General features: G+C 69.7%; 7 protein-coding genes. 2 read left to right on the plus strand and 5 right to left on the minus strand.

What is annotated here, in order from left to right:
* The first annotated feature begins 154 nt into the window (after positions 1–154).
* The gene (locus AC56LU_RS01790; RefSeq protein WP_497173875.1) at positions 155–757 is read left to right on the plus strand and encodes a DedA family protein; all 603 of its coding nucleotides are present in this window, start codon (positions 155–157) and stop codon (positions 755–757) included.
* 99 nt (positions 758–856) lie between these two features.
* On the plus strand, positions 857–1960 hold the full coding sequence (locus tag AC56LU_RS01795) for a hypothetical protein (protein ID WP_497173876.1): 1104 nt from the start codon (positions 857–859) through the stop codon (positions 1958–1960).
* 12 nt (positions 1961–1972) lie between these two features.
* Here AC56LU_RS01795 and AC56LU_RS01800 read toward each other — a convergent pair whose 3' ends face one another.
* The 5 genes from AC56LU_RS01800 to AC56LU_RS01820 form a co-directional block, all read right to left on the minus strand.
* On the minus strand, positions 1973–5041 hold the full coding sequence (locus tag AC56LU_RS01800) for a hybrid sensor histidine kinase/response regulator (RefSeq protein WP_497173877.1): 3069 nt from the start codon (positions 5039–5041) through the stop codon (positions 1973–1975).
* Positions 5042–5107: 66 nt separating this feature from the next.
* Positions 5108–6064, minus strand: coding sequence for a diguanylate cyclase (locus tag AC56LU_RS01805; RefSeq protein WP_497173878.1), 957 nt, complete (start codon positions 6062–6064; stop codon positions 5108–5110).
* Positions 6061–9618, minus strand: a complete 3558-nt coding sequence (locus AC56LU_RS01810; protein WP_497173879.1) for a hybrid sensor histidine kinase/response regulator family protein — start codon at positions 9616–9618, stop codon at positions 6061–6063. The genes AC56LU_RS01805 and AC56LU_RS01810 overlap by 4 nt, the downstream gene beginning before the upstream one ends.
* On the minus strand, positions 9615–11003 hold the full coding sequence (locus tag AC56LU_RS01815; protein WP_497173880.1) for an oxygenase MpaB family protein: 1389 nt from the start codon (positions 11001–11003) through the stop codon (positions 9615–9617). The genes AC56LU_RS01810 and AC56LU_RS01815 overlap by 4 nt, the downstream gene beginning before the upstream one ends.
* 66 nt (positions 11004–11069) lie before the next feature.
* Positions 11070–13370: a TonB-dependent receptor gene (locus AC56LU_RS01820; protein ID WP_497173881.1), complete on the minus strand. Its 2301-nt coding sequence runs from the start codon at positions 13368–13370 to the stop codon at positions 11070–11072.
* Between the last annotated feature and the right edge of the window lie 219 nt (positions 13371–13589).

Genomic DNA, 13589 nt, shown 5'->3' on the forward strand with positions numbered 1-13589 from the left:
TCCTTGGTCCGTGATTGGAATTTCAACAAACAATCTCCGCATGGTACCGGAGAGGGGCCAGGGCCGCCATGGCCGGTGCCGCGATAACAGGCGGGCGCGGGCATTCATGACAACGTGATAGGGTGTCGTTTACACAATTAATGGCGCTCCCTCCATGTTCGAGTTCATCACCAACTTCCTTGAAAAGAGCGGCTACATCGGCGTATTTCTCCTGATGGCCTTGGAGAACATCTTCCCGCCGATCCCGTCCGAGCTGATCATGCCGTTTGCCGGCTTCGTCGTCGCACGGGGCGACCTCAGCCTGGTCGGCGTACTGGTCGCCGGCACCGCCGGATCGATCGCCGGCGCCTTGCCCTGGTACTGGGGCGCCCGCAAGTACGGCAAGGAGCGCCTGAAGGCCTTTGCCGACCGCCATGCGCGCTGGATGACCGTCACCGGTGAAGACATCGACAAGGCCATTGCCGCTTTTGATCGCCACGGACGCTCGGTGGTGCTGTTCGGACGCCTGATCCCGGCCATCCGCACCCTGATTTCGGTACCTGCCGGGCTTGCCTGCATGTCGTGGGCGCAGTTCTTGTTGTATTCGACGATCGGCTCGCTGGCCTGGACTGGCGTGCTGACCGGCGCTGGGTTTGTGCTTGAGAGCAATTTCGAGCAGGTGGGCAAGTATGTCGATCCGGTGTCGAAGGGCATCTTCGGCATCCTGCTGGCCTGGTACATCTACCGCGTGATCACGCACCGACCGGCCAAGGCCTGAGGGTGCCCAAACGCGGTGTGGCGTACATGCCGCACCGCAGCACGCATGATCCCGGCGATTGGGCTACACTCGGCATGGTCGAAAGCAGGCCTTGCCCCCATGAAGAACCAGTTGTTGGAAGATATTGACGACAGCATGTCCCGGGTCCCGGTCCCCCCGGTGCGCCGGGTGCAGTCCGTCGCGCCGCCGCAGGGAACACAGCAGCATGCCCGGGCGGTGGATGCACCGGGGGCGCAGTCCGGTGTCACGGACGCGCCGGCCCGCCAGCGCAGCGGCGTCTGGCGCCAGCGCGCGCCCTCGGCGCCGCCACGACACGCTGCCTGGATGCCGCGGCCGGCTGTTCCGCCGCAGCCGCCGCCTTCGCCCGCGCCCGAAACGCCGCGTGCGCCTCCGGCGACTGCTCCCGACATCGCGTCATTCTCCAGCCGCGAACCGGATTGGTCGATACCCCTACAGCCCGAAACGCCGCCCTGGACCGAACGGTGGGGGCGCAAGGCGCTGGGCTGGACCGCCGGCCTCGGCGCCGCCGTGGCGATCGCCGCGGGCGCAGCGTGGATGGTCCACGAGACCCGGGTGGAATCCTCGCTGGCGGTAGTTGCCGACCATACCCAGGCGCCGGCGAACCCGGCCCCGCCCGCAGTGCTCGCCGCAGCGCCCTTGCCGGAGCCCGAAGCGGAAGCCGTGGCGCCGCCGCTCAGGCTGCTCCCGGCCGAACCGGTGGCGGCAACATCCGTGAGGGCGACTCTTGATGATGCCGACGTCGCCGGCGAGGCGACTGGCGCTGCTGCAGCGCAGGAGGCGGACGACCGGTTGGACGCGGCAACGGCAAGCGCGCTCGCGGCCGCCACTGCCGCCGCTGCGCCGCCGCCCGCAAAGCAGGCGGTGAAGCAGGCGGTGAAGCCGCCCGTGGCGAAACGGTCCCAGGAGCGGCGCGTTGCCGCCGCGCCCGTCAAAGCCCGCCGCGCCGAAGCGAAGAAGCCAGCGCCCAAGGCCGCAGCCAGGCCCGCACCGCAGCCTACCCGTGAGCGCGTGTTGGCGCGGGCGCCCGTGCTTCCCACTCGCAGTGTCTCGGCCGAGGAGCCCGATCCGGAAAGCCCGCTGGCCGAAACCCTGCGCATGTGCCGCGCGGCCGGCTACCACGCCACGGCCTGCCTCAAGCGCGGCTGCGAAGCCACCCGCTTCGGCCTGGTCTGCCGCGGCTGAGCGGCGCCGGCATCAACCGGCGTCCGACGCCGCCTCTGTTGCAGGCGCCAGCAGCAACGCGAGGCTGGCCAGCGGCGCCAGCGCGGCGCCGTACTCGATGTCTGCCACCGCACGGCGCAGCGCGGCCAGCGGTGCGGCAAACTCGCGCGCTTGGCCACCGGCTGCCAGCAACGACTCGAGCTGGGCCATCGCGTCCTCGGCGCGCGCATCGTCGGTCCGCAGGTAGTGTTCAAGGCGGCGCAGGACGGCCGCCAGCGTGCCCGGGCCGGCCGGCGCCGCCAATGCCGGCGAGGCCACCCGCGCCAGGCCGGCCAGCACCGTGTCGGTGGCCGCCACCAGCGCCGGCACCTGTATCCCGAGCCGCTCGAGCTGGCCGCTGCGCAGGTCCTGCTCGATGCGGCTGGCCAGGCCCGCGAGTTCGACCGCCCCCACGTAGGCCGCGCCCGACTTGAGGTTGTGCGCCAGCGACTGCAGGCGCGGATAGTCGCCCGCGGCCAGCGACTCGCGCATGATGCCGGGCGCCTGCCCGTATTCGCGCACGAAGCTGCCGGCGCGTTTCTGCAGGCGGCTGCGATTGCCTTCCACGCTCTCCAGCGCCAGGCGCCAGTCGATGCCCGGCAGCGCGGGCAGGGCGGGGTCGGCGGGCGAGAAGGGGGACGGCCCGGGCGATGCGGCGGCGGACGGCGGCGGCAGCGGGCGGCCCGCCAGGCGCGCCGGATCGATCCACTTCAGCAGGGTGCAGAACAGCAGGTCCGGATCGATCGGCTTGGTGACGTGGTCGTTCATTCCGGCCAGGCGGCTCAAGGCGCGGTCGCTGGGCAGGGCATGCGCGGTCATGGCCACGATCGGCAGCGCGCGCAGGCGCGCATCGGCGCGGATTTCGCGCGTCGCGCCAAGGCCGTCCATTTCGGGCATCTGGATGTCCATCAGCACCAGGTCGTAGTCGCCTGCTTGCGCCATGCGCACCGCTTCCAGGCCGTTGAAGGCGACGTCGACCCGCATGCGCGCGGCCGCCATGAAATCGAGCGCGACTTCGCGGTTGTTGGCATTGTCCTCCGCCAGCAGGATGCGCGCGCCGTCCAGGCGCGGCAGCTCGGCCATGACGGGAACCCTGCCGTGGCCGGCCCCGGCCTGCCCGGCCACCTGATTGTCGTGGACACCGAGCGGCACGGTGAAGCTGAAGCGGCTGCCGGCACCCGGCGTGCTGCTGACCGAGATGTCGCCGCCCATCAGCTCGACGAGGCGGCGCGAGATCGACAGGCCCAGTCCGGTGCCGCCGTACTTGCGGGTGGTCGAGCTGTCGGCCTGGCTGAACGGCTGGAACAGGCGCGCGATCTGCTCGGGCGTCATGCCGATGCCGGTGTCGGTGACCGAGAAGGCCAGGCCGACCTGCTGCCCGCCGGCCGTTACCGACTCGCTTTTCACCGCCTCGACCGCGACCACGATCTCGCCCCGTTCGGTGAACTTGACCGCGTTGCCGGTCAGGTTGATCAAGACCTGGCCCAGGCGCAGCGGGTCGCCCACCAGGTGCTGCGGCACCCCCGGGCCGACCCGGAAGACCAGTTCGATGCCCTTGGATTCCAGCTTCACGTCCGTCAGGCTGGCCAGCTGCTCGAGCACGTCGTCCAGCGCGAAGGGCACCGACTCGATGGCGAGCTTGCCTGCTTCGATGCGCGAGAAGTCGAGGATGTCGTTGATGATGCCCATCAGGTGCTCGCTCGCGCCCAGGATCTTGTCGAGGTAGTTGCGCAGCGCCGGCGCAGGGTCGCGCATCATGGCCAGCCTGCTCATGCCGATGATGGCGTTCATCGGGGTGCGGATCTCGTGGCTCATGTTGGCCAGGAATTCCGACTTCATGCGGGTGCTTTCTTCGGCCCGCAGCATGGCGGTTTGCATGGCCTTGGTGCGCAGGCCGAGGATGCGCATGAAGATCAGCATGTCGAAGGTGCTGCCGAACACCAGCGCGTGCATGGTCCAGAAGTTGGCCGGCAGCTTGCCGTTGATGAGCTGCGCGGTCACGAAAGCCGCCGCGAACGCGACCGCCCAGCCGACCAGGAAGTAGCTGCCGACCAGGTCGCCCGCACGGGCGCGGCGGAAGGCGCCGGGCAGGCCGCACAGCATCGGCAGGATGCCCAGGGTGCCGACGATCAGGACCAGGCGCTGGTGGTCGATCAGGCCGGTGGCGAAGCCCACGGCCGTCACCACGCACAGGCCGGCGAGCAGCTTCATCAGCCGGCTGAAGATGCGGTCCCGGCCGGGGCGTGCCAGCGACTGCTCGACGAACAGGTAGGCCCCGCAGGACGCCATGATGGAGGCAATGCCGGCGCCGTGCTCCAGCATCCAGGCGTTGCCGGGCCACAGGTACTGCCCGGCGGTGCCGAACCAGCAGGCCGAATACAGGGTGACGCCGCCCGCCTGCAGGGCGTACTTGCCGAACAATGGCTCGCGCAGTGACAGCCACTGGGCGATCGCGTACAGGAACAGGGTGATGCGCAGGCCATGCAGCAGTCCCTGCAGGATCTGCTCGCCCAGCGCGTCCGACAGCACGGCGTGCGGCTGCATGAAGCTGACCGGCAGGATCTTCGGGCCATTCGAGGCGACCCGCATCAGCACCGTGTAGTCCTGGCCCGGCTCCAGGCGCAGCACGGCGCTAGGGACCCGGCCCTTCAGGCTGTCGCCGGCCGGCCGCTGCATCCGGCCCATGCTGGCGACCAGGCGCAAACCCTGCGCCCCCGCCAGGTGGACGTCGACCTCGTCCAGCAGGGCGAAGTCGACCTGCATCACCCAGCCATTGGTGGCGTCCGGCGCTACCGATACCGGGATGCGCACCCAGGTCGTGCCGGGCTGCATGCCGAGGGTGGCGTAGGCCGTGCCCGGCCGTGTGAACTCGCCGCTGCGCGCCAGGGCGCCGGCCGCATCGAGTTTGCCGCCCGGGTCGGGCAGGATGCGGACCGCGGGCCAGGCCTCGGCGCGCTCGGCGTCGCGGGTCAGCATCACGGTGCTTGCCTGCGCAGGCAATGCGGCAAGACCGGCCAGTACCGCCAGGAGGCTGAATGCGGCCGCGCGCCATGCGTATTGCATGAAGCGGGCCAAGGCGAGGCTAAGAGTAGGCAAGAGCGGGAACATGCAGGCTTTCAGTGGAGCGCGTTACTGCGACGCATGGCGCAGTGCGCGACCGGCGGCCATTTCCGTGCCGGCCGCGCGCCAGGCGACGCGGTTGCGGCCGGCCTGCTTCGCGCGGTACAGCTCGGCGTCCGCCGCTTCGAACAGTTCGGAGGCGCCTTCCGTGCTGCCCGGCTCGAGGGTGGCGCCGCCGACGCTGGCAGTCAACACCGGGGCCGCGTCCGAGGCTTCGTGCGCGATCATCAGGCCGGCGACGGCATTGCGCAGCTGCTCCACGACCTGGAGCGCTTCAGGCGCGCCGGTTTCGGGCAGCAGCAGCACCAGCTCCTCGCCGCCATAGCGCGCCGCCAGGTCGGCGGGGCGCCGCATGGCGCTTCCTGCCAGCCGCGCCACTGCGCGCAGTGCGCGGTCGCCGGCCGGGTGGCCGTAGCGGTCGTTGTATTGCTTGAAGGCGTCGATGTCGAGCAGGGCCAGGGACAGCGGGCGCTGGGCGCGGCGCGCCCGTTGCCATTCCAGTTCGTAGACCTCGTCGAAGCGGCGCCGGTTGGCCAGCTCGGTCAGCCCGTCGATGTTGGCGAGGCGCTCCAGCATCCTGCGCTGGCGCACCACCTGCAGGTGCAGGGCGACCCGCGCCATCACCACGGTCTGGTTGAATGGCTTGGTGATGTAGTCCGAGGCGCCCATCTTGAGGCCGTTGGCTTCGTCCTCGGGCCGGTCCAGGCCCGAGATGAAGATCACGGCGATCTGTTCGGTGAGCGGATCGGCGCGCAGGCGGCGCAGCACCTCGTAGCCGTCCATGTCCGGCATCATCACGTCGAGCAGGATCAGGTCGGGCAGGTGGCGCATCGCGCGTTCCAGGGTCTGGGCGCCGTTCTTGGCCAGCAGCACCGTGTATTCCGGTTTGAGCAGCTCGCCCAGCACGTCCCGGTTCACCGCGTCGTCGTCGGCGACCAGCACCTTTTGCATCTCGACCCCATTCATGCCACGTCCTCCAGGTTCAGTTCAAGGCCGGCGGCCAGCGCCGCCAGCGGCGCCAAAGCGGCCTCGTATTCCAGGTCGTGCACCGCGCGCCGCAGCGCGTCCAGCAGCGGGCCATGGACGCCTTCCGGCAGCACGGCCTCCAGCTGGGCCAGCGCATCCTCGGCGCGCGCGTCGTCGGCCTCGAGATGCGCGCGCAGGCGTGCCATCAGCGCGGACAGCGCGGCCGGATCCGCGTGCCGCGGCCGGGCCGCCCCGGCCAGCTGTGCCAGCGCTGCCAGCACGGTCTCGGCGGCGGCGACCAGGCCGGGCACCTGGGTTGCGAGGCGCCCGGCCTGGCCGTTGCGCAAGTCTTGTTCGAGCCGGTGCGCGGCCGCCGCGAGCTCGAACGCGCCCACATAGGCCGCGCTCGATTTCAGGTTGTGCGCCAGCGACTGCAGGCTCGCGTGGTCGGCGCCGCCCAGGGCCTCGCGCAGGATGCGCGGGGCATCGGCGTATTCGCGCACGAAGCTGCTGGCGCGCTTTTCCAGGCGGCTGCGCTGGCCGTCCACCTTGTCCAGCGCCTGGCGCCAGTCCAGGCCGGGGACGGTAGGCAGCGCCGCCAGCGGCGCCGTCGCCGACGCGGCGGCCGCCGGCTGCCCGGCGCCGTGGAGCGGGACCGGCGCCGGCACGGACCGGCCGGCGAGGCGCGCCGGGTCGATCCACTTGAGCAGGGTGCAGAACAGCAGGTCCGGATCGATCGGTTTGGTGACATGGTCGACCATGCCGGCTTCCAGGCTCTTGAGGCGGTCGTCCGGCAGGGCGTGCGCGGTCATGGCCACGACCGGTAACGCGTGCAGGCGCGGGTCCTTGCGGATCGCGCGGGTGGCGTCCAGCCCGTCGAGCCCGGGCATCTGGATGTCCATGAGCACCAGGTCGTAGTCGCCCGCCAGGGCCATGCGCACCGCGTCGACGCCGTTGAAGGCGACGTCCACCTGCATGCGCGCCGCGGCCATGAAGTCGAGCGCCACTTCGCGGTTGTTGGCATTGTCCTCGGCCAGCAGGATGCGCGCGCCGTCCAGGCGCGGGATGTCCGCCAGCGAAGACAGCGCGAGCGGCGCAGAGGCGGGGTCCGCCGGCGCCAGTTGGGGATGCAGCGCCTGCAGCATGCTGTGATACAGCAGCGCGGGGCTGACCGGCTTGTGCAGGAAAGCGTCGACCGGCAGCTCGCCTTTCTGTTCCAGCACGGTGTCGCGGGAGGACACCGACACCATCAGGATGCCAGGGGGCGGCTTGGCGCCGGCGCCGCGCGCCGCCTGGTGGATGCGGCGGATCGTTTCGACCCCGTCCAGGCCCGGCATCGCATAGTCCATCAGCACGACGCCGTAGGGCCGGCCGTCGGCCTCGCCCTGCGCCAGCACGGCCAGGCATTCCTCGCCCGACGCCACGGTGTCGGCCAGCACGCCCAGGCCGTCGAGCATCTCGGCCAGCGCCGCGCGCGCCGTGGCGCTGTCGTCCACTACCAGCGCGCGCACACCCGGCAGCGTGGCCTTGCGCATTGCCGCGCCGTCCTGGCCGGCGTCCCCATTGTCGTGCACATCGAGCGGCACCGTGAACGCGAAGCGGCTGCCGGCGCCCGGGGTGCTGGCGGCGGCGATCCGTCCGCCCATCAGCGCGACCAGCTGGTGCGAAATCGAGAGGCCCAGGCCGGTGCCGCCATACTTGCGGGTGGTCGAGCTGTCGGCCTGGCTGAAGGACTGGAACAGGCGGCCGACTTGCTCGGCCGACATGCCGATGCCGGTGTCGGTCACCGAGAACTCGAGCGTCACGCGCCCTGCCTGCCGTTCGAGCAGTGAGACCGCGACCACGATCTCGCCGCGCTCGGTGAATTTGACCGCATTGCCGGCCAGGTTGACCAGCACCTGGCCGAGGCGCAGCGGGTCGCCCACCAGCCGCTGCGGTACGCCTGCGCCGACCCGGAAAATCAGCTCCACGCCCTTGGCGTCGCTCCTCAAGCCGGTCACGCTCGACAGGTGGTCCAGCATCTCGTCCAGGTCGAATGCGACCTTTTCGATCGTCAGCTTGCCGGCTTCCATCTTGGCATGGTCGAGGATGTCGTTGATCAGGCCCAGCAGGTGTTCGCCGGCGCCCAGGATCTTGCTCAGGTAGTTGCGCAGCCTGGGCGGCGCTTCGCCCATCAGGGCCAGGCGGCTCATGCCGATGATGGCGTTCATCGGGGTACGGATTTCGTGGCTCATGTTGGCCAGGAATTCCGACTTGGTGCGCGCTTCGGCCTCGGCGCGCAGCATCGCGACCTGCATCGCCTTGCCGCGCAGGCCGAGGATGCGCAGGAACAGCAGGATGTCGATGGTCACCCCCAGCTGCAGCGAATGCATGGTCCAGAAATTGGCCGGCAACTGGCCCATCGCCAGCATGCCCTGGACCACGGCGCCGCCGGCGCTGAAGAACCAGCTGAACAGGAAGTAGATGCCGATCTGGTCGCCGGCGCGCATGCGGCGCCAGGCGCCGGGCAGGCCCAGGAACATCGGCGCTGCGCCCACCGTCATGGTGAATCCGATCAGGAAGCGGTGGTCGAGCAGGCCCAGGCCCCACAGCAGGGCGGCCAGCAGGCACAATGCGGCGCCGCCCTTCATCATGCGGCTGAACCAGCGGTCCTTGCCGGGCCGCGCCAGGATCTGCTCGACGAACAGATAGGCGCCGGCTGAAGCGATCTGCGACGAGATGCCCATCACGTGCCTGCTGAACCATTCGTGGCCGCGCCACAGGAACTGCTCGCCCAGGCCGAACCAGACCAGGGAATACACGGTGATGCCGCCGACGTACATCGCGTACTTGCCGAACAAAGGCTCGCGCAGGGTGATCCACTGGCCGAAGCTGTAGGCCACCAGGCAGATGGCGATGCCGAACAGCAGGCCCTGCAGCATCTGTTCGCCCAGAGCGCTGCGGTTGTAGGCGTCCGGCTGCATGATGGCGATCGGAGCGATGCGCGGCCCCTTGGCATTGATCCGCAGCAGCAGCGTGTAGTCGCTGCCGGGCCGCAGCCTGACGGCGACCGCGGGGACCCGGCCCTTGAGCGCGCCTTCTTCCGTCAGGCGCCGGCCGCTGCTGGCAAGCTTGCGCACGCGGCCGCGCTCTTCCAGGTAGAACTCGACGTAGTCGAGGATGCCGAAATCGACTTGCACCACCCAGTCCTCCGGCGCATCCGCGGCCACCCGCAGCGGGATACGGACCCAATGCGGTTCCTGGATCAGCTTGAGAACGCCGGGCGCGGTGCCCGGGCGTACGTAGCGACGCCCGGCAGCCAGCGCGGCCGCGGCGTCGAGCCGGCTGCCTTCGTCGACCAGTACCGTCGTTGCGGGCCAGGCATCGATGCTGGCCGTATGGCGCCCGAGCTCGATATGCCCGACGGCCGCCGTGCGGGGACCCTGGTAAGCCAGGACCAGCACGATCGCCAGCAGCGCAGGCAGGACGAGGAACATGATCTTGCGCCAGGCGCCGGATGCGGCATTCCCCGATGCGGGAGGCGTCGCGTGCAGCGGGTCGGACGGATCGATCATGTGGGCTCCCGGTCGGGCCGGCCTGGGCCGGCATGGGTGGAATGACCGGCAAGGCGTGACTCGATCCGGTTCAGCCAGCGCGGCGCGCGCGGATCGTGCCACCAGCCGGCGAGGGTGTCCGCGACCTGGCCGAGCAGGGCGTCGGGCAGGCGCAGCGGGCGGGTCTGGTCCATCAGGAAGCGCGTGACCAGCCGGTATCCCGCGGCGCGCGTCAGCATGCGGGTGATCGAGAAGCCCGGGACGAACAGGCGCACCACGCCGTCGAAGGCGCGGACGGCGTTCAGGCCGAGCGCGAACAGCAGGCGCGGCAGCAGGGATACGCGCCCATTCAGGCCGAGGTCGGCGCTGGCGTCCTTGCCGCACAGGCGCCGCGTCAGCAGGGTCGGAAACGGCTTGAGCACGCGCAGCGGGATCTGGTTCTCCATTTCGCGCATCAAGGCAGCGGCAAGCAGCGGACGCGGGTCGGGCTGGGGGCGACCCATGCGGCCGCGTGCCTGGATGTCGGCGAAGCGCGCTTCGGCTTCGAGCATGGTCGAAGCCATCAGTTCCCGTTCGATGCCGAGCAGATGGCCGAGCACGTTCCAGGCGTGCAGGTAAGCCTCCTCATCGGCGCGGTCCAGTCCCAGGCCGAGCAAGCGCAAGCCGCGCAGGAAGACGTAACTGAAGGTCAGCAGGGTGTAGGCCAGTTCTTCCTGGTTGCAGGGCAGGCCGTCGCGCGCGCTGTTCCAGCCCTGGGCGTACAGCAGGTGCGCCATGCCGCCGCCGGCCGGGGCGAGCGAGGGCAGCGTCGGCAAGCCCGCCTCGGGAGCGGGCGGAGCGCCGCGCAGGATCAGGTGCCGGATGGTGGCGTGGATCAGGCGCACCTTGAGCGCTTGCGCCACACCGCCCCCAAGGGGCGAACCCAGGCCGCCGCGCATCATGACCGGGAAGATCATGGCGGCGGTGGAGCGGATCCGGTAGTCGGTATGCTGTTCCAGCTGGCCGGCCGCGTGCAGCACCGCCGACAGGTCGGGCAACACGTAGCATTCCGGCAGGCTGGCGCAGAACAGCAGGGTGCAGGACAGCATGCTCATGTCCATGAACAGCGTCTCGGCGCGGGCGATCTTCGCAGCGTCGGCCCAGTCGGGCAGCGCCGCGCAGTGCGCCAGGTAATCCTTCAATGCGGCGGCGACGTGCGGATCGGTGTCCGGCCCCGCTTCCCAGCCTGCCAGGCCGCCGTTGCTTTCCCAGCGCACGAGCTCGCGGTTGATCGCGGCCACCCTGCCTGCCATTTCGTGGGCGGCGCCGGCGCCCGCCAGCATGCGCACCACGGCGTCGTCGGCTGGGGGATCGGCCCGCATCGAGGGGGACAGCAGGGACATCGGGGGCACGGCGTCGCGCTTCATTTCAGCCTCCAGCAAGATTGGACGGTCGAGACAGGAAAAAGCCGGGTCACAGCCCGGCTACTTGGATCAGAAACGCATATCGAAGCGCAGGTCGGCGGTTCGCGGCGCGGTCGGCGTGGTCATGCCGAAGCTGTCGATGATCGACGGCCGCACCTCGTTCTCGATGTTGCGCACGCGCGCCAGCAGGCTCCAGCTGCTGCCGGCCGGCGCCCAGGCCAGGGTCGCGTCGGTACTGGTGTGCGAAGGCACACGGTAGGTCAGCAGCTGGCTCGGGACCGCCAGCACGTAGTCGCCGCTAGCGCGTGCGAACACGCCGCCGGTGAGTCGGCCGCTGGCAAGCGCCACGTGCTGCTGGTAGCCGAGCGTGAAGACATGGCTCGGCGCGCGGTCAAGCTTGCGGCCGGCCCAGGACACCGCCGGCGTCGCCATGTAGCTCACGTAGCGGGCGTCGAGCAGGGTCAGGCCGGCATTCAGGCGGCCGCCGCTGCCGACCCGCAGCTCGCCGTCCAGTTCGATGCCGCGGCTGCGCGCCGCGCCGGCATTGCGGGTCAGCAGGCGCGGCGCGCCCGCCACGATCGCGTTGCCGGTCAGTTGCAGGTTGGTGTAGTCGTAGTGGAAGGCAGCAGCGTTCGCCATCAGGCGACCGCCCATCAAGCGCGCTTTCAGTCCGGCTTCCCAGGCGCGCAGTTCTTCCGGCTGGTAGTACAGGAACTCGGGCGTGACCGCGGCGGCCACCGGGCAGGGAATGCCGAGCGCGGTCGTGCCGGCCACGCAGCCGTCGTTGAAGGCGCCGGCCTTGTAGCCGGTGGCCAGGCTGAGATAGGCCAGGGTGCCGGGGGCCAGGTCGAACTCCGCCCCCAGGCGCCAGGTGGTGCGGCTGGTACTCAGCGCGGCTGCGTTCAGCAGGCGGCGGTCGGTGGCCGGATTGAAGGCCGGGCCCTGCTGGAAGTCGGTCGATCCCACGCGCTCCTTGTCGTCGTGGGTGCGGCGCGCGCCGGCAGTCAGGCGCAGGCTTTCACCGGCGCGCCAGGTCAGCTGGCCGAACACGGCGCGGCTACGCGCCTCCGTCACCAGCGGGAAGGCGTAATACGGCGGCAGGCCGACCGGACGCAGGCCCTGGAAGGCATAGCGGGTATCGGATTCTTCGGTGAAGTAATACAGGCCGCCCTGGGCGCTGAGCGCGCCATCGCCCTTGGTGGCGATGCGCAGCTCGTGCGAATCCTGGGTATTGGCGCCCTCATAGCCGTTGATGACGCCGAGCGCGAGCGCGGGCGTGAGCCGGTAGTAGTAGTTGTTGACCATCTTCTGGTCGAGTTCGCGGTGCGAACCGAGGTAGTAGACGGTTGCCGCGCCCAGGTTCCAGCTCAGGTCCGCCAGCAGGCCGCGTGCGCGGCGGTCCTGCATGCCCTGCACCGGGGCAATGTTCGGCGGACGGAAGCCATTGGTCAGGCGCGCGTCGGTGCTGCCGTCGCGCCATGCCGGCGCGCCGGCGGAGACGCCGGTATAGAAATTGGTGTCGGGGACGATGCGGTCGTTGTTGTCGCTGACTTCACTGTGGTCGTAGCGCACCAGCAGCGCGGCGTCGCGGCCGATCGCGAGCTTCGCGCTCAGGCGCGCGTCGCGGTCGTCGCGGTCCATGCCGGGCGTGAACGGGGTACCCTGGCCGTTGCGCAGGAACGGGTCCTGCATGCGGGTGCCGAGGGCGGCCCGCAGGGCCAGCGCAGCGTTCACCGGAACGTTGATCACGGCCTCGATCTTGCGGTGGCCGTAGGTGCCTGCTTCCAGCGCGACGCGTCCTTCCAGCTGCGCGGTCGGCGCATGCGAGATCACGTTGACCAGGCCGGCGGTGGTGTTGCGGCCGTACAGGGTGCCCTGCGGACCGCGCAGCACTTCGATGCGGTCGACGTCGAGGAAGTTGGCGGTCTGGCCGGCCGGGCGCGCGATGTACACGCCGTCCTGCATGAAGGCAGCCGAGGGATCGCCCTTGTCGGTGGTGTCGTTGTTGCTGATGCCGCGGATGGTCACGCGCAGGCCGGAAAAGGCCTGGTCGACATACACGTTCGGCAAGCGGGCGCCAAGCGCCGCCGGATTGTCGGCGCCGATCTGCAGCAGCTGCTCTCCGCTGAGAACGCTGATGGCGACCGGCGTGCGCGACGCGGTGGACACGGTGCGCTGGGCGGTGACCAAGACCTCAGGCACGGCATTGTCCTGTTCCTGGTTCTGTTCCTGGTGCTGTTTCTGGTTCTGTTCCTGGATGTGCGGCGCTTCCTGCGCCTGAGCGGCGTGGGCAGGGCCCATGCTCATTGCGATACCCGATACTGCGACGGCCAGCAGCTTTCGCGCCGGACGGACCTGCCTTGCTTTCATGTGACCACTCCCGATGTTCTTGTCGTGCCCAGTGCGGGCAGCATCCGGTTATGTTTTATTTTTGCAACGGTAATTGCGTTGCCGGATGCCGTGCCGCAGTCTAGCAGGTAGTGATGACGGGCAATAGTCCTACAAAAACAATAGCGACAAAATAATACCTTGTAACAACATTTTGTTGGTGAAGTGGCAATTCCTCGTAGACTGAAAGACAGCCCTGAT

It is taken from the genome of Telluria sp. PB2R4 (assembly GCF_059685695.1).

Coding starts and splice junctions, on each gene's coding strand:
- AC56LU_RS01790 (WP_497173875.1), top strand. CDS start 155: ATGTTCGAGTTCATCACCAACTTCCTTGAAAAGAGCGGCTACATCGGC.
- AC56LU_RS01795 (WP_497173876.1), top strand. CDS start 857: ATGAAGAACCAGTTGTTGGAAGATATTGACGACAGCATGTCCCGGGTC.
- AC56LU_RS01800 (WP_497173877.1), bottom strand. CDS start 5,041: ATGCAATACGCATGGCGCGCGGCCGCATTCAGCCTCCTGGCGGTACTG.
- AC56LU_RS01805 (WP_497173878.1), bottom strand. CDS start 6,064: ATGAATGGGGTCGAGATGCAAAAGGTGCTGGTCGCCGACGACGACGCG.
- AC56LU_RS01810 (WP_497173879.1), bottom strand. CDS start 9,618: ATGATCGATCCGTCCGACCCGCTGCACGCGACGCCTCCCGCATCGGGG.
- AC56LU_RS01815 (WP_497173880.1), bottom strand. CDS start 11,003: ATGAAGCGCGACGCCGTGCCCCCGATGTCCCTGCTGTCCCCCTCGATG.
- AC56LU_RS01820 (WP_497173881.1), bottom strand. CDS start 13,370: ATGAAAGCAAGGCAGGTCCGTCCGGCGCGAAAGCTGCTGGCCGTCGCA.